The sequence below is a fragment of the Mycolicibacterium madagascariense genome (assembly GCF_010729665.1).
GTDB classification, from domain to species: domain Bacteria; phylum Actinomycetota; class Actinomycetes; order Mycobacteriales; family Mycobacteriaceae; genus Mycobacterium; species Mycobacterium madagascariense.
Genome location: NZ_AP022610.1, coordinates 4,771,186 through 4,792,596 on the forward strand (window position 1 = coordinate 4,771,186; position 21,411 = coordinate 4,792,596).

The following is a 21,411-nucleotide window of genomic DNA, read 5'->3' on the forward strand; positions in this document are numbered from 1 at the left end:
GTCGGTTGGCCAGACCCACGGCACCGCGTGGCGCCGCCCGCGGCCGCGTACTGGAGGCCGCGCTGGCGTTGTTCGCCGAGCACGGCGTCCACGGCACCTCGCTGCAGATGATCGCCGACCGCATCGGGGTCAGCAAGGCCGCGGTCTACTACCAGTTCCACTCCAAGGAGGACATCGCCCTCGAGGTGATTCGTCCGTCCATGGAGGACGCGGCCCGAGTCATCAGGATCGCCGAGGCGCTTCCCGATCCGCGTCAGCGGCGCGCCGTGGCCGTGAGCGGATTGGTCGAAATGGCCGTCAGGAACCGGCAATTGGCGGTGATGTTCTACAAGGACCCCGCCATCGATCAGCTCGTGCTCAACGATGCCGACCTCAAGGCCATCTCCGTGGGCCTGCGCGAACTGCTCGACGGGCCCGACCCGGACGTCGCCCACCGGGTCGCCTCCTCGGTGTTCTTCGCCGGAATCGGCAAGGCCGCCACCGATCCCGAGCTGGCCGACGTCGAGGACGCCGAATTGCGCGGCGCGCTGCTCGACGTGTCGGGCCGAATCCTCGCACCGCTTGAAGAGCCCGCGGCGGGGTAGCGCGCCTACTCCCACACCACGTCGGCCGGGCTCTTGTCCGGCCGCATGCCGCGCCAGCTGGGCTGCCTGAGCCGGCCCTCGGACGTGCGCTCGCTGTAGCGGACCTCGCCCACCAGCTCCGGCCGCACGAACGTCACGCCCTTCGCGTCCGGTCCGGAAAGCCTTGCGGTGAACGGAGATTGGTCGGTGTGCAGGGGTTGAAGGGTCTGCTTCAGCTTCGCCAGATCCTTGTCGGAGAAGCCCGTCCCGACCCGGCCGGCGAACACCAGCCCGTCGCCGTCGGGCACCCCGACGAGCAGCGCGCCGATCCCGCTGGAGCGGCCGCCCTCACCGGCCCGCCATCCGCCGATCACGACCTCCTGCGTCAGCCACAGCTTGTCCTTCAGCCACGACGCGGACCGTCGGCCCGGCTGGTAGGTCGAGTCGCGTTTCTTGGCGACGACCCCCTCCCACCGCCGTTTCCGCGCCTGCGCCAACGCCTGCGATCCGTCGCCGGGCAGCTGGTCGGGGACGATGAGCGCACCGTCGGCGGCCAGCATCTCGAGCACCCGGCGACGGTCGGAGTACTTGGCGCGCACCAGCGATCGACCATCCAGCGACAGCACGTCGAACGCCCAGAACTCGACGTTCGCCCCGGCCGCACGGTTCTGCATCAACCCGAAGTTGGGCACCCCCTCGGCGTCGAGCGCCACGACCTCGCCATCGAGGATGACATGGTGATCGGCGAGATCGGCTGCGAGCGACTGCAATTGGGGGAAGTCACCGGTGGCGTCCCGACCGCTGCGCGAGCGCAGCGTCAGCGTGCCGTGGTAGGCGTCGACCAGCAACCGGTACCCGTCCCACTTGCCCTCGAACGCCCATTGCCCCGCCGTGAGTTTCGCCACCGAACCGTGGGTCGCGAGCATCGGCGCGACGTCGGCGGCGGTCCGCACCGGCTGCTCCTTCATCCGGTGCGCCAGCCAGTTCTTGCCGTCGGTCTGGATCAGGGCGTAGCGCCCGGAGACCTTCGCGCCGTGCAGCGTGACGATGACCTCGCCGCCCTTCGGCTCGCCGTCGGGTGGATGGTCGTTGAACTTCTCGGTCTCATACGTGCCCGAGTCCCACACGATGACCTCGCCACCGCCGTACTCCCCCTTCGGAATCGAGCCCTCGAAGGTTGCGTACTCCAGGGGGTGGTCCTCGGTGTGCACGGCGAGGTGGTTCACCGAGGTGGTCTCGGGCAGGTTCTTCGGCACGGCCCACGACACCAGCACGCCGTTGCGCTCCAACCGGAAGTCGTAGTGCAGCCGCCGCGCGTGATGCTCTTGGATGACGAAGGTGTCGTCGTTCCCGACGGCCGGCGCCTTCTGCGGAACGGGCTCCGGTGTCTTGCCCGCATCGCGCATGCTCCGGTAGGTCGTCAATCTGTCTGGGAGGACGACGGTTTCGTCGAGACCGGCCAGCAGATCGCCGTCGCGTTCGACGCGTTCGAACACCTCGTCGAAGCGCAGGTGCCGCAGCTCCGGATCCTCGATCTCCTCCCAGGTACGCGGCGCGGCCACGGTCGGCTCGTCGCGGCCCCGCATCGAGTAGGGCGCGATCGTGGTCTTGGCCGCGCTGTTCTGGCTCCAGTCGACGAACACCTTGCCGTCGCGCAGGCTCTTGGTCATCGTCGCGGTGACCTGCTTGGGCATCGACTTCTCCAGCTGCTGGGCGATCCTCTTGGCCAGCACCGAGGCGCCCTGCGAGCTGATGGGGTCGGCCAGCGGGACGTAGAGGTGAAGACCCTTGCTGCCACTGGTGAGCGGGTAGGTCGTCAGCCCGATGTCGCCGATGAACCCGCGGACCTCGTGCGCCACCTCGCGTAGCTGACGGAACGTCACGCCCTCACCGGGGTCGAGGTCGAACACGATGCGCGTGGCGGGTCCCTGCTCCCCCTCCACGAAACGCCACTGCGGCACGTGCACTTCCAGCGACGCCTGCTGCGCGATCCACGCCAACCCCTCGCGGGTGTCGACGATGGGGTAGGTGGTGGTCCCCGAACCGTGGACGATCGACGCGCGGTCCAACCATTGCGGCGCCGACGACGCCAACTGCTTCTCGAAGAAGTCGGGCTGACCGACGCCGTTGGGCCACCGCTTGCGGGTCACCGGCCGCCCGGCGATGTGCGGGACCATGGCGTCGGCGATCGCCACGTAGTACTCGAACACCTCGGCCTTGGTGGTGCCCGTGGCGGGGTAGAGCACCTTGTCGGGGTTGGTCAGCTTGACGCGACCGCAGCGATCCACCCGTCCGTATTACCCCCCCTTCCCCGCGAACAGACGCAAAGGGCCCTCGATTGGCCTATTTCAGGGCCGTTTACGTCTGCTCGCGGGGGATCTCGCGGGGGGTCAATCGGGGTCGAGTACCGGGAACGGCGCGGTGGGCACCTCGGCGACGGCCATCTTCGCCGCCGAGTCGGTCGGAATGACGTCGCCGGCCAGCGCCGCGAGCGCCTTGTTGGTGCCGACGTCGCGGCCGGCCTGCTCGCTGAGCAGCCAGCGCACTTCCAGCAGATCGCAGTACGCCTGAATCGGGGTGCCGGCATGGCGCACGGCCTGGTGTGCCAGTTGCTCATACGGGGTCAGCACCTCGATGACCCACAGCCGCGCGGCCGTCGACTCGTCGACGTCGTGGCCCGCCTCGAGGCACAGCTGCGCCTGATACGCGTGCAGATCGCCGAGCAGGATCGCCGCCTGTCCCTCACCGACGTCCAGACCCGTGAGGTCCCGAAGGTGCTGGGCGTGGTAGCGGCGGTCGCCGACCGCGACGCGCACCCGCATCCGGCTGGGGTCGGCGGCGTCGGGTCGAAGCGCGAGTTCGTCGACGGCGAAACCCAATTCGTTGAGCCGACGGATGGTGCCCTCGACGCGGTAGCGGTCGTTGAAACCGAACACCGGCTCGGCGTGCAGTAGCTCCCACAGCGTCTCGTACCGGGCCTGGACCTGTTCGGCCTCCGCGATCAACGTCTGATGCATCTCCTCGGGGAGGCCCAGCCGCTCGGCGAGGTCGACGAGGCCCTCGGCGACGTTCTCCACCATGATCTCCAGATCGTGCCTGCGCTGGCCGCGACTCAGCGTCGGATGGATCTCGGAGGTCTCGGCGTCGACGAGCCAGGCCTGCAGCAGCTGGCCGTCGCGCGAGAACAGGGTGTTCGCCAGCGAGCAGTCACCCCAGAACACCCCGTGCCGGTGCAGCTCCACCAGCAGGCCGGCCATCGCGTCGAGCAGCCGGGCCCGGTGGCGCGGCTGGTCCGGCGGCAACCGCATGAACAGCCGGCGGTACTGCCAGGACCCCTCGAGGTAGCGCGTCACCAGGATCGCCGTCTCGAACTCGGGCTGCAGCACCAGGCCCGCCGGGTGTACCGCGGGCAGGCCCATCTCCTCCAGGCGCCGCAGGACGTCGTACTCCTTGGCCGCGATCCGTGGCGGCATGTCCTTCACCGCCCAGAGCAGACCGTCGGCGTCGACGAACTTCACCAGGTGCCGACTCGCGCCGACCGCGATGTCCCGCAGCGGCACCTCGGGCACCACCCACTCCGAAAGTGGCCGGTCCCAAGGCAATCCGAGCAGACCCGGGGTCGGTGCCCGAAGCCGCAACTCGGGCGGGCGCATGTCAGTTGATGCGTTCACCCGACTGCGGGTGGAACAGGTGCACCGCGCCGTCGGGGTGCCGACGCAGCCGCACGGTGTCGGCCAACCTGGGCGCCGTGCGCGGGTTGGACCGGGCCACCAGCTCGACACCGCTGGCATGCGCGTAGACGTACGCCTCGCTGCCGAGATCCTCGACCAGGTCGACGACGACTTCGACGCCACCGGAGTCGGCGATCTCGAGTTGCTCGGGGCGGACGCCGACGGTGACCTCGGTCAGTCCCAGCCCGCTCAGCGTCGACAGGTGGTCGCGTTCGAGCTCGAACGTCGAGTCCCCCAGCTTGACGCCGTCGGACGTGATCGGCGCGGTGAACAGGTTCATGGCGGGCGATCCGATGAAGCCGGCGACGAACGAGTTCGCCGGGCGGTCGTAGAGCTCGTTGGGCGAGGCGAACTGCTGCAGCTTGCCGAAGCGCAGCACCGCAACCCGGTCGCCCATCGTCATCGCCTCCACCTGATCGTGGGTGACGTAGACGGTGGTGGTGCCGAGGCGGCGCTGCAGCGCGGCGATCTGGGTGCGGGTCTGCACGCGCAGCTTGGCGTCGAGGTTGCTCAGTGGCTCGTCCATGCAGAACACCTGTGGCTCACGGACGATGGCGCGCCCCATCGCCACGCGCTGACGCTGACCGCCGGACAGCTTGGCCGGCTTGCGGTCCAGGTGCTCGGTCAGGTCGAGGACCTTGGCGGCCTCCTCGACCTTCCTGCGCCGTTCGTCGGCGGGCACCCCGCGCAGCTTGAGCGCGAAGCCCATGTTCTCCGCGACCGTCTTGTTGGGGTACAGCGCATAGTTCTGGAACACCATCGCGATGTCGCGGTCCTTGGACGGCACGCCCGTCATGTCCTTGCCACCGATCTCGATGCTGCCCTCGTCGATGTCCTCGAGTCCGGCCAGCATGCGCAGTGCCGTGCTCTTGCCCGAGCCCGATGGACCGACCAGGACGATGAATTCACCGTCCTGGATGTCGAGGTTGAGGTTGTCGACCGCGAGCTTGTCCGACCCCTCGTAGATGCAGGACGCGTTCTTGTACGTGATTGCAGCCATTGCGTTTACCCCTTTACTTGATGGCGCCGAAGGAAAGACCACGGACGAGCTTGTTCTGCGCGAACCAACCGCACAGGATGACGGGCAGCGCGGCCATCGTGGCGGCCGCGGACAGCACGGCCCAGTACTGCCCCTCACCGGCGATGAAGCCGACGAGGTACACCGGCATGGTCTGGGCGTTCACCGCGGTCAGGTTGACCGCAAGGAAGAACTCGTTCCACGCGAAGATCACGCAGATGAGTGCGGTCGCCGCGATGCCGGGTGAGACCAGCGGCAGGATCACCTCGCGCACCGACCGCCCCAGGCTCGCGCCGTCGAGGCTGGCCGCCTCGAGCAGTTCACCGGGCACCTCGAGGAAGAACGACCGCATCATCCAGATGGCGATCGGCAGGTTCATCGAGGTGTAGAGGACGACCAGGGCCCAGATGTTGTCCAGCAGACCGAGATTGGACACGATCACGTACAACGGCAGGATCGCGGCGACGACGGGCAGCATCTTCGTGCTCATGAAGAAGAACAGGGCGTCCGACGTCTTGCGCACCGGTCGCAGCGACAGGGCGAACGCCGCAGGCACGCCGAGCAGGAGCACCAGGATCGTCGACATCGCCGTGGCGAAGAGCGAATTGAGCATCGCGGGACCGATGCCCTGGGCGAACACCGCGGAGTACTGGTCCAGCGTCGGCGCGAAGAACAGCTTCGGCGGGTTCGTCGCCGCGTCGCTCTCCTGCTTGAACGACGTCAGCACCATCCAGAACACGGGGAAGAAGAACCCGAGTCCGACGAGCCAGGCCACCACCCCCCACGGACTGAGCTTCCTCGACTTCTTCTTGGTCTTGGGCGCGGCATCGGTTGTCGCCGTTGCCCTTTGCGCTGTCGTCGTCATGTCTAGACCGCCTCTTCCTTGCCACTGAACGACTTGAAGATCAACCGGAGTGCGAAGCTGGCGATGATCATCGTGAAGATGACGACCACCACGCCCATGGCCGCGGCCTGGCCCATGTCGAAGCCGAGGAACGCGCGCTGGTAGATGTAGAACGGCAGGTTCGCGCTGGCGACACCCGGACCGCCCTGCGTCATCATGAAGATCGCATCGAAGGTGTTGACCAGGTAGACCGCGCCGAGCACGACGCCGAGTTCGATGAAGCGCCGCAGGTGGGGCAGCGTCAACTCGCGGAAGAGCTGGAACGCGGTGGCACCGTCGACCCGACCCGCCTCGAGCTGGTCGCGGGGCATCGACGTCAGGCCCGCCAGGATCAGCAGCATCATGAAAGGCGTCCACTGCCAGATCAATTCGACCATCACCATCGTCAGCGGAAACTGGCCGATCCAGTCGACCGGACTGATGCCGATCAGTGAGAGCAGCCAGTTCAGGATGCCGTTGTTGGGATCGAGGATCGTCGTCTTCCAGATCAGGGCTCCCGCAACGGGGGTGATCAGGAACGGCGTGATCAACAGCGTCCGGACGACGCCGCGGCCGAGGAACGCGCGATCCAGCAGCAGCGCGACCAGCAGGCCGATGAGCGCCGAGATCAGTACGGTGCCGACGATCAGGATCACGGTATTGCCTGCCACCGACCAGAATTGGCTGTCCTGGACCACGGCGACGTAGTTGCTCAACCCGACGAATTGCCGCGACCCGGGACGTACCAGGTTCCAGGACAGCGTCGAGTAGTAGAGGGTGAACAGGAAGGGCACCTGCGTGACGGCGATCATGAAGATCAGCGCCGGCAGCAGCGGTCCGCGCCGGCGCCAGCCCTCGGCGCGGCTCACGCCGACCTCCTGCGCGGCCCGGATCTTGCGGACCCGTTCGGCCACCGCTCCCCTACCGGCGTCCGATTCGGTTTCAGCAGTCAGTGTCATCACTTCTCCTGATAGCTCTTGCCGACGACCTCGGCGTACTTCTGCGATTGATCCATGGCCGCGTCGACCGACTGCTGTCCGGCGATGGCGGCGCTGATCTGCTGGCTGACCCGGGTGCCGAGATCCTGGAACTCGGGTATGCCCACGAACTGCACGCCGGTGTACGGAACCGGTTGCACCGTCGGCTTGTTCGGCGTCGCATTGGTGATCGACTGCAACGTCAACGGGCCGTAGGACTTCGAGATCGCCTCGTACTGCGGCAACTGGGTATACGTAGAGGTCCGGCTGCCCGGTGGCACCCGGGCCCAGCCGAGCTTCTCACCGACCAGCTTCATGTACTCCTTGCTGGTCATCCACGAGATGAACTTCCATGCGCCGTCGGGGTTCTTGGCCGCCTTGGGGATGCCCAGCGCCCAGGTGTAGAGCCAACCCGAGTTGGGCTTCTCGACGATCGGGGCGGGCAGGTACCCGATCTTGCCGACGAGGTCTGGGTAAGTCTTGGGATCCTCGAGGACCGACACCGCCGACGTCGCGTCGTACCACATCGCCGTCTGGCCCTGACCGAAGAGGTTGGCGCACTCCTGGAAACCCGTTGACGACGCGCCCAATTCACCGGACTTCTTGATGGTGTCGACGTAGAAGTTGACGGCGTTCTTGACCTGCGGGCTGTTGAGCTGCGCGTTCCACTTGTCGTCGAACCACCGTCCGCCGAAGGTGTTGATGACGGTGTCCAGCGGTGCCAGGATCTCCCCCCAGCCGGGCTTGCCGCGCAGGCAGATTCCCGCGCGGTTGCTCGTCTTCAGCTTGTCGGCCCAGCCGGCGACCTCCTGCCATGTGGGCTGGTAGCTCGGATCCGGATTGATCGTGATGCCGGCCTGCTGGAAAATGTCCTTGCGGTACATCAGGAACGACGACTCGCCGTAGAACGGCACCGAGTACATGTTGCCCTCGTAGGACAGCGAGTCCCGCAGCGACGGGATGAAGTCGTCGAGGTCGTAGCCGGGCGTGTTCTTCGCGTAGTCCGAGAGATTAAGCAGCCAGCCATCTTTCGCCCACTGCGGGGTCTCGAAGTTGCTGATCATCGCGACGTCGAACTGGCTGCCCCCCATCGCGGTCGACATGGTGATCTTCGCCCGCGCCTGGTTCTCCGACAGCGAGATGAACTTCAGCTTGACGCCGGGATTGGCCTTCTCGAACTCCGGTGACAGCTTCTGCGCATCCGTCATCTGCGAGTTGGACACCAGCGCGATGGTCACCTCGTTCGCCGACGTCCCCAGGCTGCCGGCCCCCGAACAGCCCGCCGTCACCAGCAGACCGGCGGCGGCGGTGCATACCCCCAGCTTGCGTAGCACCGTTCGTGTCGCTCTCATCTTCACCCCACTCCTCCTGATCACTGATTCACAAGCCAACGTGCGCAATCGATGTCGCATACCAACAGCTTGGCCAGCCCGCCGCGCAACGCAGCCAGGGTCGCCTGGTGCTTGGGCGGTCCGCTGCACACCAGAATGGTCTTGGCGCAGTTGCGGATGTCCTCCAGTGGCACCGACACCGCGCGGTGCGCCAACTCCGTGACGACGGGCGCGCCGTTGGCGTCGAAGAACCGGCCGCCGATCTCGCCGACGGCACCGAGTGAGACCAGTTCGTCGAGCATCCTGGTATCCAGGAAGCTGCCCTCGAACAGGGTCGTGGAGGTGCTGACCGACCCGACGCCGAACAGCATGGTGTCGGCCCGCCGACCGGCCTCCAGCGTCCGCGAGATGACCGAGTCGCTGCGCATCGACACCACCGTCGACGGGTCGGCGTAGAGCGGCGCGGGCAGTCGCATTGCGTTGGCGCGCAACATATCTGCTCCGCGACTGAGGATGAACTCCATCCCGGTCTGATAGGCGGCGGTCGACATCGCGCCGTCGAGTTGGACGACCGTGCGGCAGCTCGCGACGCCGGGGGTGAGCGCGGTGACGGCGGCGACCTGTTCGGGCCCCCAGGTGAATCCGAGGACGTCGTTCTCGGAGAGGCGGCGCATGAGCAGCGCTCCCGCCGCGCGGCCTAGATGCCCACTGACGACGGCCTCGGTCAGACCGAACCGCTCTTCGATCAACCGTTCCTCGTCGGCGTGCAGGTCGTCCTTCAACGTCGGCGGCACGACGACCTCGATGCGCACCAGCCCCCTGGCCTTGGCCCTGGCGATCAACCGACCGGCCGTCGGGCGCGAGACGCCGAGCTTGCCGGCGATCTCCGCCTGCGTCAGCCCATCGAGGTAGTAGAGGGTGGCGGCCCGCAGCGCGAGGCGGAGGTCCTCCGGTGTCACCCGGCCCTGGGGGCCCGCGTCGGCCGCCGACTCGGCCACCTGGCCGTTCGACGTCGTCGTCGAGGTCGAGAGCGCCACCGTCGCGCCACCGCCTTCCGTCCCATCGTGAGCGAATGCTCAGGGGTGCGTGCAGATGATCATCACGCTAACATCTAAATGTGACCCACACAACACTGTCAGTTTCCCCACGAGATCGTGGTCGATTGCGCGCGGCGGCCGCCGGTACGGCGTTCGGCGCGCACCCGGCGCCGGGTAGCGTCTCGACGGTGGTGCAGCCGTCATGAAACTCGACAACGCGTCCCTGGCCGAGATCCCCATCGCGAAGCCGTCCTACGACCGCAGCGAGATCGGGATCGGCATCGTCCACTTCGGCGTCGGCGGATTCCACCGCGCGCACCAGGCGATGTACCTCGACCGCCTGCTCGAGGCGGGCAAGGCACGCGAGTGGGGCATCTGCGGGGTCGGCGTGCTGCCGGGTGATCGCAGGATGGCCGACGTCATGGCCGACCAGGACTGCCTCTACACACTCATCCTGATGAACCCCGACGGCAGCCGCGACGCGCGCGTCATCGGATCCATCGTCGACTACCGCTACGCGCCAGCGGATCCCGAGTCCGTCGTCGAACTGATCGCCGCGCCGACCACGCGCATCGTCTCGCTGACGATCACCGAGGGCGGCTACGTGATCGACAACGCAGGCCCGGACAGCGTCTTCGGGTTGGTGACCGCGGCCCTCGCGCGGCGCCGGGAGCGCGGGTTGCCGTCGCCGACCATCGTGTCCTGCGACAACATCGAGGGCAACGGCGACGTCGCACGCCAGGCGTTCACCGCCTACGCCGCCACGGCGCACCCCGACCTCGTCGACTGGATGACCGAACACACGCGCTTCCCCAACTCGATGGTCGACCGCATCACGCCGGTCACCACCCCCGACGTGATCGAGAGTCTGGCCGCCGAATACGGCGTCGACGACCAGTGGCCCGTCGCCGCGGAGCCGTTCACGGCCTGGGTGCTCGACGACGACTTCTCCGACGGCCGTCCCCCGTACGAGGACGTGGGCGTGCTCCTCGTCGAGGACGTCACGCCGTACGAGCTGATGAAGCTGCGCCTGCTCAACGCGGGCCATCAAGCCCTCTGCTACTTCGCCTACCTGGCCGGCTACCGACTGGTCGCCGACGCCGCCGGCGACCCGCTGTTCGCCGAATTCCTGCGCCAGTACATGGATGACGAGGCGACGCCGACACTTCGACCCGTGCCGGGCATCGACCTGCCCGAGTTCAAGAAGACGGCGATCGACCGCTTCGCCAACCCCAGCGTGCGCGACACCATCGTCCGGCTCTGCTACGGCTCCTCGGACCGCATCCCGCAGTGGCTGGTCCCCGTCATCAGGGAGAACCTGAAGAGCGGTGCGCCCGTGCGACTCTCGGCGGCCGTCGTTGCCAGCTGGGCACGCTACGCCGAGGGCGTCGACGAACAGGGCGAGCCCATCGACGTGCAGGACCAGCTCGCGGATACCCTTGTCCCGCTTGCCAAGTCACAGCTCGAGCACCCCACCGCCTTCATCGAGAACACCGCGCTGTTCGGTGACCTGGCCACGCAGCAGCGCTTCGTCGATGCCTACCTGTGGGCACTGGACTCGCTGCACCGCGACGGCGCCCGCGCGACGCTCGAAGCACTGGTGGCAGGCACGTCGTGACCCGCGCACTGGTCATCGGCGAGGCGCTCATCGACATCGTCGAGCGCGAGGGTCGCGTGCAGGGCGAACACGTCGGGGGCAGTCCCCTCAACGTCGCCGTCGGCCTCGGCCGGCTCGATCGCGACGTCGACTTCCTCACCCACATCGCCGACGACGAGCGCGGCCGCCGCATCGTCGACTACGTGCAGGCCTCCGGCGTGCGGCTCGCGCCGGGGAGCATCAGCGCGCAGCGCACGCCGACCGCCGCGGCGTCGATCGACGACACCGGTGCGGCGACCTACACGTTCGACATCGACTGGCAGCTGTCGGGCACGCCAGAGGTGGCTCCCCCGCTCATCGCACACACCGGTTCGATCGCCGGCTTCCTCGACCCCGGTTGCCTCGCGACGGCGGCGCTGATCGACGCCTACCGGCTGGGCGCGACGATCTCGTTCGACCCCAACGTGCGGCCCGCGCTGATCGACGACCGCGAGCGGGCCATCGCCCGCATCGACCGGCTCGTCGAGAAGGCCGACGTCGTCAAGGCCAGCGACGAGGACCTGCGCTGGATCGACCCGGTCCGCAGCCCCGAGCAGGTCGCGACGGCCTGGCAGTCGCTCGGTCCGTCGATCGTCGCCGTCACGATGGGCGGCGACGGCGCCTTCGCGGTGTGCGCGGCCGGGTTGGTGCGCGTCGAGGCCCGCCACGTCGAGGTCGTCGACACCGTCGGTGCGGGCGACTCCTTCATGGCGGGCCTCGTCGACGCGCTCTGGTCACTGAACCTGCTGGGCGCCGACAAGCGCAGGGATCTGGCCGGCATCGACGTCGACACGGTCGCCGACGTGCTGCGCGCGGCGACCCTCGCCTCGGCGATCACCGTTGCCCGCGCGGGGGCCGACCTGCCCGATCGCGCCGCGCTCACGTCGGCGTCGTCGCTGTGAGCCATACTGGGTCATGCGTTCCATCTGGAAGGGTTCCGTCGCGTTCGGCCTGGTGAACGTGCCGGTCAAGGTCTACAGCGCCACCGAGGACCATGACATCAAGTTCCACCAGGTCCACGCCAAGGACAACGGCCGCATCCGTTACAAGCGGGTGTGCGAGGTGTGCGGTGAGGTGGTCGAATACCGCGACATCGCCAAGGCGTACGACTCCGACGACGGTCAGACGGTGATCATCACCGACGAGGACATCGCGACGCTGCCCGAGGAACGCAGCCGCGAGATCGAGGTCATCGAGTTCATCCCCGCCGAGCAGCTCGACCCGATGATGTACGACAAGAGCTACTTCCTGGAGCCCGACTCCAAGTCGTCGAAATCCTATGTCCTGCTTGCCAAGACGCTCGCCGAGACCGACCGCGTCGCGATCGTGCACTTCGCGCTGCGCAACAAGACGCGGCTGGCAGCGTTGCGCGTCAAGGACTTCAGCAAGCGCGACGTCATGGTGATCCAGACGCTGCTGTGGCCCGACGAGATCCGCGACCCCGACTTCCCCGTGCTCGACCAGAAGGTCGACATCAAGCCCGCCGAGCTGAAGATGGCCGGTCAGGTCGTCGAGTCGATGACCGACGACTTCCACCCCGATCAGTTCCGCGACGACTACCAGGAGCAGCTGCACGAACTGGTGCAGGCGAAACTCGAAGGCGGCGAAGCGTTTACGACCGAGGAGCCCGAACCGGAGAACCTCGACGAGACCGACGACGTGTCCGACCTGCTGGCCAAGCTCGAGGCCAGCGTGAAGGCCCGCCAGGCCGGCGGCGGCTCCACGGCCGACGACGAGCCCGCCGAGCAGGCCCCCGCCAAGAAGACGGCAGCCAAGAAGACCGCGGCCAAGAAGGCGCCCGCGAAGAAGACCGCGGCCAAGAAGGCACCCGCGAAGAAGGCCGCCGCCAAGAAGTAATTCTCCCGGCGAGCAGTCGCGAAAGTGCGCAAACCTGCGGCGTGTCGCGCACATTTGTGACTGCTCGCGGGGAATCGGGACAAAAATAGAACGTGTTCTAGTAGCGTCTGCGGCGTGATTCTCGACAGGTTCAGGCTCGACGATCAGGTCGCCGTCGTCACGGGTGCGGGACGCGGCCTCGGGGCGGCGATGGCGGTGGCCTTCGCCGAGGCGGGCGCCGACGTGCTGATCGCCGCGCGTACGCAATCCCAGCTCGACGAGGTGGCCGAACAGATTCGCGCGACCGGCCGCCGCGCCCACGTCGTGGCGGCCAACCTCGCGCACCCGGACGACACCGCCGCGCTGGCCGCGCAGGCGGTGGAGGCGTTCGGCCGACTAGACGTCGTCGTCAACAACGTCGGCGGGACCATGCCCGCGCCATTGCTCGACACCTCGACGAAGGAGCTGCGCGACGCGTTCGCCTTCAACGTCGCGACGGCGCACGCGCTGACGACCGCGGCCGTTCCGCTGATGCTCGAGCACTCCGGTGGCGGCAGCATCGTCAACATCACCTCCACGATGAGCCGCGTCTCCGGCCGGGGCTTTGCCGCCTACGGCACCGCGAAGGCCGCACTCGCGCACTACACCCGGCTGTCGGCGCTGGACCTCGCCCCGCGGATCCGGGTGAACGCTATCGCCCCCGGCTCGATTCTCACCTCGGCGCTCGACATCCTGGCCAGCAACGACGAGCTGCGAAAGCCGATGGAGGAGGCCACGCCGCTGCGACGTCTCGGCGATCCGCTCGACATCGCCGCGGCCGCCGTCTACCTCGCCTCCCCCGCCGGCAGCTACCTGACGGGCAAGACCCTCGAGGTCGACGGCGGCATCACCCACCCCAACTTCGGCTTCCCCATCCCGGATCTGTGAGGACCACGTGAGCATCAAGGTAGCCGCCGTCGGCACGGGCAACGTCGGCAAGCACGCGTTGGCCCAGCTGATCACCGATTCCCGCTTCGAGCTGACCGGGGTGTGGGTGTCCTCGGACGCCAAGGCCGGCAAGGACGCGGGAGAGCTTGCCGGACTTGGGGTTTCGACCGGTGTCGCGGCGACCACCGACCTGGACGCCATCCTCGCCGCGACACCGGAGTGCGTGGTCTACACGGCGATGGCCGACAACCGGCTCGTCGAGGCGCTCGAGGACTACCGTCGCCTCCTCGCCGCGGGCGTCAACGTCGTCGCGAGTGCCGCGGTGTTCCTGCAATACCCCTGGGGCACACTGCCTCCCGAGATGATCGCCCCCATCGAGGAGGCCGCCGCCGAGGGTGGGGCCAGCATCTTCGTCAACGGCATCGATCCCGGTTTCGCGAACGATCTGCTCCCGATGGCCCTGGCGGGCACGTGCCAGAGCATCGAGCAGGTGCGCTGCATGGAGATCATCAACTACGACACCTACGACAGCGCCACCGTGATGTTCGACGTCATGGGCTTCGGCCGGCCGCTGGACGAAGTCCCCATGCTGTTGCAACCGGGGGTGCTGAGCCTGGCGTGGGGCTCGGTCGTGCGTCAACTCGCTGCGGGCCTTGGCATTTCGCTCGACGAGGTGACCGAGGTGTACACCCGCGTGCCCGCGCCCGAAGCCTTCGACATCGCGTCGGGCCACGTCGCCGAGGGCACCGCGGCGGCCCTGCGCTTCGAGGTGCGCGGCATGCTCGGCGGCACCCCCGTCGTCGTGCTCGAACACGTCACCCGGCTACGCGACGATCTGTGCCCGGAGTGGCCGCAGCCCGCCCAGCCCGGCGGGTCCTACCGCATCGAGATCACCGGCGAACCCAGCTATGCGGTCGACCTCCGGCTGAGCAGCGCGCACGGCGACCACAACCACGCGGGCCTGGTGGCCACCGCCGCCAGAGTCGTCAACGCCATCCCCGAGGTGATCGCCGCAGCCCCCGGAATCCGCACGACGCTCGACCTTCCCCTGGTCACCGGAAATGGGTTGTACGCTGGACATTGATGGTCTGTTCACCTAGTTAGGGGTCCGTCATGCGCGTGCGTCGCCTGCTCGTCGTGGTCGCTTCCACGGGCGCCCTGGTGACGCTCTCCGCCGCTCCGGCAGCGTCGGCCGACCCCAGCGACGGCTCCAATCCGCCGCCGTGCACGAGCGTGGGCGGCGGCACGACCACCGGCACCAACCTCACGACCTGTCAGTCGCCGGGCAACGTCCAGATCACCGCGGGCGCACCCGACGTGGCGTCGTCCCTGTACCCCTGGGACGACGACTTCTTCGGTCCGGCCTTCATCATCGGCGGCAACGGCGGCGGCTTCCACGGCGGTGGCGGCGGCGGTGCAGCTGGCGGCGGCGGCGGTGCGACCGGTGGCGGTGGCGGTGGCGGGCATCACTAGCCCCAAGTAGCCCGCCCGTTAGGTTTCGGCTAACCTAACTTTTCTATTCGACCCACCGGATAGAAGGGGCGGAGTTGGCGTTCACCATCAGGGCACCGCAACGCGCCACCGCGCTGCTGCTCGGTCCGGCCTTCGTGGCCGCCATCGCCTACGTCGATCCCGGCAACGTGGCCGCGAACGTCAGCGCCGGCGCGCAGTTCGGCTTCCTGCTGGTGTGGGTCATCATCGTGGCGAACGTCATGGCGGGCCTGGTGCAGTACCTGTCGGCGAAGCTCGGCCTGGTGACCGGACGCACGCTCCCCGAGGCCGTCGCCCAGGGCACCGGCACCCGCACCAGGGTCGCCTACTGGCTGCAGGCCGAATTGGTGGCCATGGCCACCGATCTCGCCGAGGTGGTGGGCGGCGCGATCGCGCTGTACCTGTTGTTCGGGCTGCCGCTACTGATCGGCGGTGTCATCACCGGCGTGGTGTCGTTGCTGCTGCTCGCGATCCAGAACCGCCGCGGCCAGCAGGTCTTCGAGCGCGTCGTCACCGGACTGCTGCTCGTCATCGCCATCGGCTTCCTCGCCAGCGTGGTCGTCGAACCGCCCGCCGCGGGCGACGTGCTGGGCGGCGTCGTCCCGCGCTTCGACGGTCCGGAGAGCGTCCTGCTCGCCACCGCGATGCTCGGCGCGACCGTCATGCCGCACGCCGTCTACCTGCACTCCGCGCTCGCCCGCGACCGCCATGGCCACGCCGAGGCGGGCGCCCCGCGACAGCGGTTGCTGCGGGCCACCCGCTGGGACGTCGGGCTCGCCATGCTGGTGGCGGGTGCGGTCAACCTGGCCATGCTGCTCGTCGCGGCGACCAACCTGCAGGGCATGGGCGGCACGGATTCCATCGAGGGCGCCTACTCCGCCGTGCAGGGCACCCTCGGCCACGTCGTCGCGCTGTTCTTCGCCATCGGCCTGCTCGCCTCCGGGCTCGCCTCCACCTCGGTCGGCGCCTACGCCGGGGCGATGATCATGCAGGGCCTGCTCCACAGGTCCTACCCGCTGCTGCTGCGGCGGCTCGTCACGCTCGTTCCGGCCCTCGTCGTGCTGGCACTCGGCGTCGACGCCAGCCGGGTGCTGGTGCTCTCCCAGGTGGTGCTGTCGTTCGGCATACCGTTCGCCCTGGTGCCGCTCATCCGGCTGACCAGCAACCGGACGCTGATGGGCGCCGACGTCAACGGGCGCATCACCACCGGCCTCGGATGGATCGTCGCCGCAATCATTAGTGTGCTGAACGTGGTCCTCATCTATCTGACAGTCACCGGCTGAATGCAGCCCTACTTCGCGTACGGGTCGAACCTGAACGTGACGCAGATGGCGCGACGCTGTCCCGACGCCAGGGATCCCCGGCCGGCAACGCTGGCCGACCACGACTGGCTCATCAACGAACGCGGCGTCGCCACCATCGAACCCCTCGACGGCGCCGAGGTGCACGGCGTCCTGTGGCAGGTCAGCGACGACGACCTCGTCGTGCTCGACAGCGCCGAGGGCGTGCCGGTGCGCTACCGCCGCGACCGGCTGACGGTGCAGACCGCCGCGGGCCCCCAGGAAGCCTGGGTGTACGTGGACCACCGCGTCGAACCGGGCCCACCCCGCGAGGGCTATCTGGAGCGCATCATCGACGGCGCGCGCCATCACGGGCTGCCGCCGCGCTGGCTCGACTTCCTCCGCCGCTGGGACCCGGTGCACTGGCCACGCCAGCTGCCACCGACGGATCTGCCTGCGCCGCAATCGCTTTCGGAGCTGCTCGACGAGCCGGGCGTCGTCGAGGACAGCACGCTGCGCTCGCGCTTCGGCTTCCTCGCCATCCACGGCGGCGGTTTGGAGCGGATGACCGACGTGATCGCCGAGCGCGCGGCACGGGCGGCGGATGCGTCGGTGTACGTCGTGCGCCACCCGAAGGACTACCCCCACCACCTGTCGTCCTCGGCGTACCGGGCGGGCGAGTCCAACCTGCTCGACGCATTCCTGGACCACGTCGACGTCGTGGTGTCCCTGCACGGGTACGGCCGCGTCGGCCGCACGATGCAGTTGCTGGCCGGTGGCGGCAACCGGGAGTTGGCCGCCCACCTCGCGACCCACGTGACCGTGCCCGGCTACGAGGTGGTCACCGACCTCGACGCCATCCCGAGGGAGCTGCGTGGCCTGCACCCGAACAACCCCGTCAACCGCGCCAGGCGGGGTGGGGCCCAGTTGGAGTTGACGCCGCGGGTGCGCGGAATCAGCCCTCGCAGCGGACCCGTCGGCGACGACGGGCTGTGCGCCGCGACGTCGGCGCTCGTCGCCGGCCTGATCGATGCCGCGCGCACCTGGCCGTCAGCGCAGCGGTGACGGCGTCGAACCCAGTTCGCTCAGTGCCGACGGCAAGTCGTCGGACTGGGGCAGACCGGTCGTGCCGCACGCGCGCATGACGCGTCGCAGCGCCGGACCCGCCACCAGCCGCCAGCGCACGCCGTTGCGCGCGCAGCCGTGGTCGACGCGGTGCAGCACCGCCAGCGCGGGCGCTCCGAAGAAGTCGACCGTGCTGGTGTCCAGGACCAGGGTGCCCGCGATCGCGACGTGCCGCTCGACGTAACCGGCCAGTCGCCCGGCGTTGCTCGCGTCGACCTCCCCATGCACGCACAGGACCAGGGATCGAGGCGCGCGGACGGCGGTGACGCCTGCTCGACCCCACTGTTCGTCGACCCCGACGGACGTGGGATCGGGGCGGTAGAGCCGACACGTGCCAATGGTGGTCATCGCGACCCCCTGACCTCGAAGAACGGGCATGTGGACCGCCGGGTGCTCGACGTAGGGGCAACCTACAACGGATTCCGCACCTCGATGTCCGGATTCGCCAACAGCACCAAAGCTCGACGGTGACGTCAATACGGGCCGGCAAACGGCAGACGGCGACGGATTTCGTCGCCGTGGTTACTCCTCGATCGCCAGCACCGGCGTCGGGCGCCGGAACGCCCTGGTGACGACGAGCAGCCAGACGAAGCCCAGCGCCAACCAGATCAGGCCCACCTCGCGTGTCAGCGGGGTCAGGCTCGTCCACAACCACACGGTCAGCGCGAAGCCGATCAGTGGCAGGAGCAGGTTGTTGACGACGTTCCGCTGACGCTCGTCGACGAAGTAGTGCTTGATGACGGTCAGGTTGACCGCCGAAAACGCCACTAGCGCACCGAAACTCACGATCGAGGCCAGGAAGTCGAGCTTGATCCAGATGGCGGCCAGGGAGACAACCGACACCACCAGGATCGCGAACGTCGGCGTGGAGAACCTCGCCGAGACGTGGCCGAACACCCGACGCGGCATGATGCCGTCGCGTCCCATCGCGTACAGGATCCGGGCCACCGACGCCTGCGAGGTCAACGCCGAGCCGAACGCGCCCGCGATGTAGGCCGCGGTGAAGAACGTGTTGAGGAATTGCCCGCCGGCCGCGGTCATGACGTCCAGCGACCCGGAGTCGACGTCGGCGAAGTGATTGGACGGGAACACCAGCTGCGAGACGTAGGCGAGCAGGAAGAAGATGACGCCGCAGACCACGGTGGCGATCATGATCGCCCTTGGCACGCTGCGGGTCGGGTCCTTCGCCTCCTCCGACAGGGTCGAGACCGCGTCGAAGCCGAGGAACGACAGACACAGGATCGCCGCACCCGCGAACACCGGCTGGATCCCGGCCGTCGTGCCGTCGCCGGTGAAGGGGGCCATCAGGTTGACGTTGCCCAGCTTGTTGATCGTCATGAAGGACATCACGACGAACACGACGATGAAGATGATCTGCACCGCCAGCAGCAGGAAGTTGGCCCGCGCCACCGACACGATGCCCACGACGTTGAGCACCGTCACCAGGACGATCGAGGCCAGCACGAACACCCAGGCGGGTACGGCGGGGATCGCCGCCGCCAGGTAGATCCCGATGACCAGGTAGTTCAGCATCGGCAAGAAGAGGTAGTCCAGCAGCAGCGACCAGCCGGCCAGGAAGCCGACCGGCGCCCCGAACGTGCGCTGGGTGTAGGCGTAGGTCGAACCCGCGACGGGGAACGCCGCCGACATCCTGGCGTAGGACCTCGCCGTGAACACCATCGCGGCGAGGGTCACCAGGTAGGCGACCGACAGCCGACCACCCGTGAGCTGGGTGACGATGCCATAGGTGGTGTACACCGTCAGCGGCACCATGTAGACCATGCCGAACAGCACCAGGGCAGGCACCCCGAGCGCGCGCTTGAGATGGCCTTCGGTCTCGACTGTCGTCGTCGTCACTTCTGCCGACACTGGCATTCCCTTCCTAGGGTGAGTAGGCGAGTTCGCCCCGCACGTACGTGCCGAGGACGCGGACGGTGGGGAGTTCATGGGGCGGGACGTGGCGCGGATCGCGCTCCAGCCAGAGCAGGTCGGCGCTGGCGCCGACCTCCAGGCGGCCCCAGGTCCGTTCGGCGAACGCCTGCTCGGCGACGCCCGCCGTGTAGGCGGTGAGCGCCCGTTCGATGCCGAGGATCTCCTCGGGGGTCCACCCACCCTCGGGCTCGCCCTCCGGCGTGCGCCGCGAGACCCCGATCGCGATGCCGTCCAGCGGCGCCCCCGACGACACCGGCCAGTCCGAGCCGAGGGCCAGGGGCGCACCCGAGTCGGCGAGCGTCCGCATCCGGTACTGCCGGTCCGCGCGCTCGACGCCGAGGCGCGGGATGGTCAGCACCGTCATCAACGCATCCATCTGCGCCCACAGGGGTTGCATGCACGGAATCACGCCGAGGTTGGCGAAGCGGGCGAGGTCGGCGTCGTCGACGAGCTGCACGTGCGCGATCACCGGGCGGCGGTCGCGCGGACCGTTGCTCTCGATCGCATGCTCGATGGCGTCGAGCGCCTGGCGGACCGCGGCGTCGCCGATGGCGTGGATGTGGATCTGCAGGCCGAGGGCATCGACCCGGGCGGCCGCCTGCGCCAGGCTGTCGCCCTCCCACACCCGCATGCCGTGCTCGTGAAGTCCCGAGCAGTATGGCGCCAGCAGCGCACCCGTCTCGTTCTCCACGACGCCGTCGGCGAAGAACTTCACGGTGTTGGCGGTCAGGAAGGGTGAGCCGAGTTCGTCGACCCGGCGGTGCGCCTCGGCGAACCCGTCCAGCTGCGAGTCGAAGTGCCGCGGATCGGCGTACTGGGCCAGGTTGAACCTGATGCGCAGTGCTCCCCGTCGGGCGGCTTCGAGGTAGGTGTCGACGTCACCGGGCTCGACCCAGGCGTCCTGCACCCACGTCACGCCCCTGGCCAGGTAGTAGTCGGCGGCGGTGCCGAGTGCGGCGATCCGGGTGTCCTCGTCGCGGGGTGGCACCACGGCCGTCACCAGGTCGACGGCACCCCACTCCCGCAGTGTGCCGAGCACCGAACCGTCGGCGCGGTGCGGGATCTCACCGAGCACCGGATCGGGGGTGTCGGCGGTGATGCCCGCGCGTTCGAGGGCGACCGAATTGACCCACATCGTGTGGTAGTCCCAGGCGCGCAGGGCGACCGGCCGGTCGGGCACGGCCTCGTCCAGCCAGCGCGCGTCGAAGAGGCCGCCCTCGGCGAGGCTGCCGTCGTAGGACGCGCCGACGATCCACTCCTCGTCGGGGTTCGCCTCGGCGTACTTGCGCACCTCGGCGACGATCTCCTCGACCGAACTGCACGGCCGTACCGCCGGTCCGACGAACTCGAGCCCGCCGAGCAGCGGGTGGGCGTGACCGTCGCCGAACGACGGCATCAGGAAGCCGCCGCCGAGATCGACCTCGACGGTGTCGGCGTGCTCGGCTGCCGACGCCAGGGCAGCGTCGCCGACGGCCGCGATGACGTCACCCTCGACGAGAAGTGCGCCGACCGTTGCCCCCGAGCTACCCATCCACACGGTTCCGTCGTGAAACAGCGTTCTCGCCACGGGTTGGCACCTTACGCGGGGTCCGCTACGACGCAATGCGTAACCGGAGCAAAAGACACCCATCCGTCGTCCCGGCA

At 68.4% G+C, this 21,411-nt stretch carries 19 protein-coding genes; 9 read left to right on the top strand and 10 right to left on the bottom strand.

Annotated elements, in window-relative coordinates:
• The first annotated feature begins 5 nt into the window (after positions 1-5).
• Entirely contained in the window at positions 6-584 is a 579-nt protein-coding gene (locus G6N60_RS22505; RefSeq protein ID WP_163741414.1) for a TetR/AcrR family transcriptional regulator, read from the top strand.
• A 5-nt stretch (positions 585-589) separates the two neighbouring features.
• On the opposite strand, the gene G6N60_RS22510 is transcribed toward G6N60_RS22505, so the two are convergent.
• The 7 genes from G6N60_RS22510 to G6N60_RS22540 form a co-directional block, all read right to left on the bottom strand.
• Entirely contained in the window at positions 590-2,851 is a 2,262-nt protein-coding gene (locus G6N60_RS22510) for an ATP-dependent DNA ligase (RefSeq protein WP_163741416.1), read from the bottom strand.
• A gap of 102 nt (positions 2,852-2,953) precedes the next feature.
• On the bottom strand, positions 2,954-4,216 hold the full coding sequence (locus G6N60_RS22515) for a DUF4032 domain-containing protein (RefSeq protein ID WP_163744382.1): 1,263 nt from the start codon (positions 4,214-4,216) through the stop codon (positions 2,954-2,956).
• Position 4,217: 1 nt separating this feature from the next.
• Positions 4,218-5,294 carry an ABC transporter ATP-binding protein gene (locus G6N60_RS22520; RefSeq protein WP_163741418.1) on the bottom strand — a complete coding sequence of 359 codons (1,077 nt, stop codon included), beginning with the start codon at positions 5,292-5,294 and terminating at the stop codon, positions 4,218-4,220.
• Positions 5,295-5,307: 13 nt separating this feature from the next.
• Positions 5,308-6,177: a carbohydrate ABC transporter permease gene (locus tag G6N60_RS22525; protein WP_163741420.1), complete on the bottom strand. Its 870-nt coding sequence runs from the start codon at positions 6,175-6,177 to the stop codon at positions 5,308-5,310.
• A 2-nt stretch (positions 6,178-6,179) separates the two neighbouring features.
• The gene (locus G6N60_RS22530) at positions 6,180-7,154 is read right to left on the bottom strand and encodes a carbohydrate ABC transporter permease (RefSeq protein ID WP_163741422.1); all 975 of its coding nucleotides are present in this window, start codon (positions 7,152-7,154) and stop codon (positions 6,180-6,182) included.
• The gene (locus G6N60_RS22535; RefSeq protein ID WP_163741424.1) at positions 7,154-8,524 is read right to left on the bottom strand and encodes an ABC transporter substrate-binding protein; all 1,371 of its coding nucleotides are present in this window, start codon (positions 8,522-8,524) and stop codon (positions 7,154-7,156) included. Before G6N60_RS22535 ends, G6N60_RS22530 begins: the two co-directional genes overlap by 1 nt.
• 20 nt (positions 8,525-8,544) lie before the next feature.
• Positions 8,545-9,501 carry a sugar-binding transcriptional regulator gene (locus G6N60_RS22540; protein WP_163744384.1) on the bottom strand — a complete coding sequence of 319 codons (957 nt, stop codon included), beginning with the start codon at positions 9,499-9,501 and terminating at the stop codon, positions 8,545-8,547.
• A gap of 241 nt (positions 9,502-9,742) precedes the next feature.
• Here G6N60_RS22540 and G6N60_RS22545 point away from each other — a divergent pair, with 241 nt between their 5' ends.
• The 8 genes from G6N60_RS22545 (at position 9,743) to G6N60_RS22580 (ending at position 17,775) form a co-directional block, all read left to right on the top strand.
• Positions 9,743-11,158, top strand: coding sequence for a mannitol dehydrogenase family protein (locus G6N60_RS22545; protein WP_163741426.1), 1,416 nt, complete (start codon positions 9,743-9,745; stop codon positions 11,156-11,158).
• Complete coding sequence (locus G6N60_RS22550; protein ID WP_163741428.1) at positions 11,155-12,078, top strand: carbohydrate kinase family protein; 924 nt, start codon at positions 11,155-11,157, stop codon at positions 12,076-12,078. Before G6N60_RS22545 ends, G6N60_RS22550 begins: the two co-directional genes overlap by 4 nt.
• A 13-nt stretch (positions 12,079-12,091) precedes the next feature.
• Positions 12,092-13,033 (top strand): non-homologous end joining protein Ku, encoded by a 942-nt coding sequence (gene ku, locus G6N60_RS22555; protein WP_163741430.1) that lies wholly within the window; start codon positions 12,092-12,094, stop codon positions 13,031-13,033.
• A gap of 114 nt (positions 13,034-13,147) precedes the next feature.
• Positions 13,148-13,939 (top strand): SDR family oxidoreductase, encoded by a 792-nt coding sequence (locus G6N60_RS22560; protein ID WP_163741432.1) that lies wholly within the window; start codon positions 13,148-13,150, stop codon positions 13,937-13,939.
• A 7-nt stretch (positions 13,940-13,946) separates the two neighbouring features.
• Positions 13,947-15,023, top strand: a complete 1,077-nt coding sequence (locus tag G6N60_RS22565) for an NAD(P)H-dependent amine dehydrogenase family protein (RefSeq protein ID WP_163741434.1) — start codon at positions 13,947-13,949, stop codon at positions 15,021-15,023.
• 29 nt (positions 15,024-15,052) lie between these two features.
• Positions 15,053-15,412: a hypothetical protein gene (locus tag G6N60_RS28320; RefSeq protein ID WP_179969726.1), complete on the top strand. Its 360-nt coding sequence runs from the start codon at positions 15,053-15,055 to the stop codon at positions 15,410-15,412.
• A gap of 74 nt (positions 15,413-15,486) precedes the next feature.
• On the top strand, positions 15,487-16,713 hold the full coding sequence (locus tag G6N60_RS22575) for an Nramp family divalent metal transporter (RefSeq protein WP_163741436.1): 1,227 nt from the start codon (positions 15,487-15,489) through the stop codon (positions 16,711-16,713).
• Positions 16,714-17,775 carry a poly-gamma-glutamate hydrolase family protein gene (locus tag G6N60_RS22580; RefSeq protein WP_163741438.1) on the top strand — a complete coding sequence of 354 codons (1,062 nt, stop codon included), beginning with the start codon at positions 16,714-16,716 and terminating at the stop codon, positions 17,773-17,775. It abuts the gene before it with no gap.
• Here G6N60_RS22580 and G6N60_RS22585 read toward each other — a convergent pair.
• From G6N60_RS22585 to G6N60_RS22595, 3 genes are all read right to left on the bottom strand, one after another.
• Entirely contained in the window at positions 17,761-18,183 is a 423-nt protein-coding gene (locus G6N60_RS22585) for an STAS domain-containing protein (RefSeq protein WP_163741440.1), read from the bottom strand. The genes G6N60_RS22580 and G6N60_RS22585 overlap by 15 nt on opposite strands.
• A gap of 174 nt (positions 18,184-18,357) precedes the next feature.
• Positions 18,358-19,710 (bottom strand): APC family permease, encoded by a 1,353-nt coding sequence (locus G6N60_RS22590; protein ID WP_197746959.1) that lies wholly within the window; start codon positions 19,708-19,710, stop codon positions 18,358-18,360.
• A 7-nt stretch (positions 19,711-19,717) separates the two neighbouring features.
• Positions 19,718-21,334 carry an amidohydrolase gene (locus G6N60_RS22595; protein WP_163741444.1) on the bottom strand — a complete coding sequence of 539 codons (1,617 nt, stop codon included), beginning with the start codon at positions 21,332-21,334 and terminating at the stop codon, positions 19,718-19,720.
• Between the last annotated feature and the right edge of the window lie 77 nt (positions 21,335-21,411).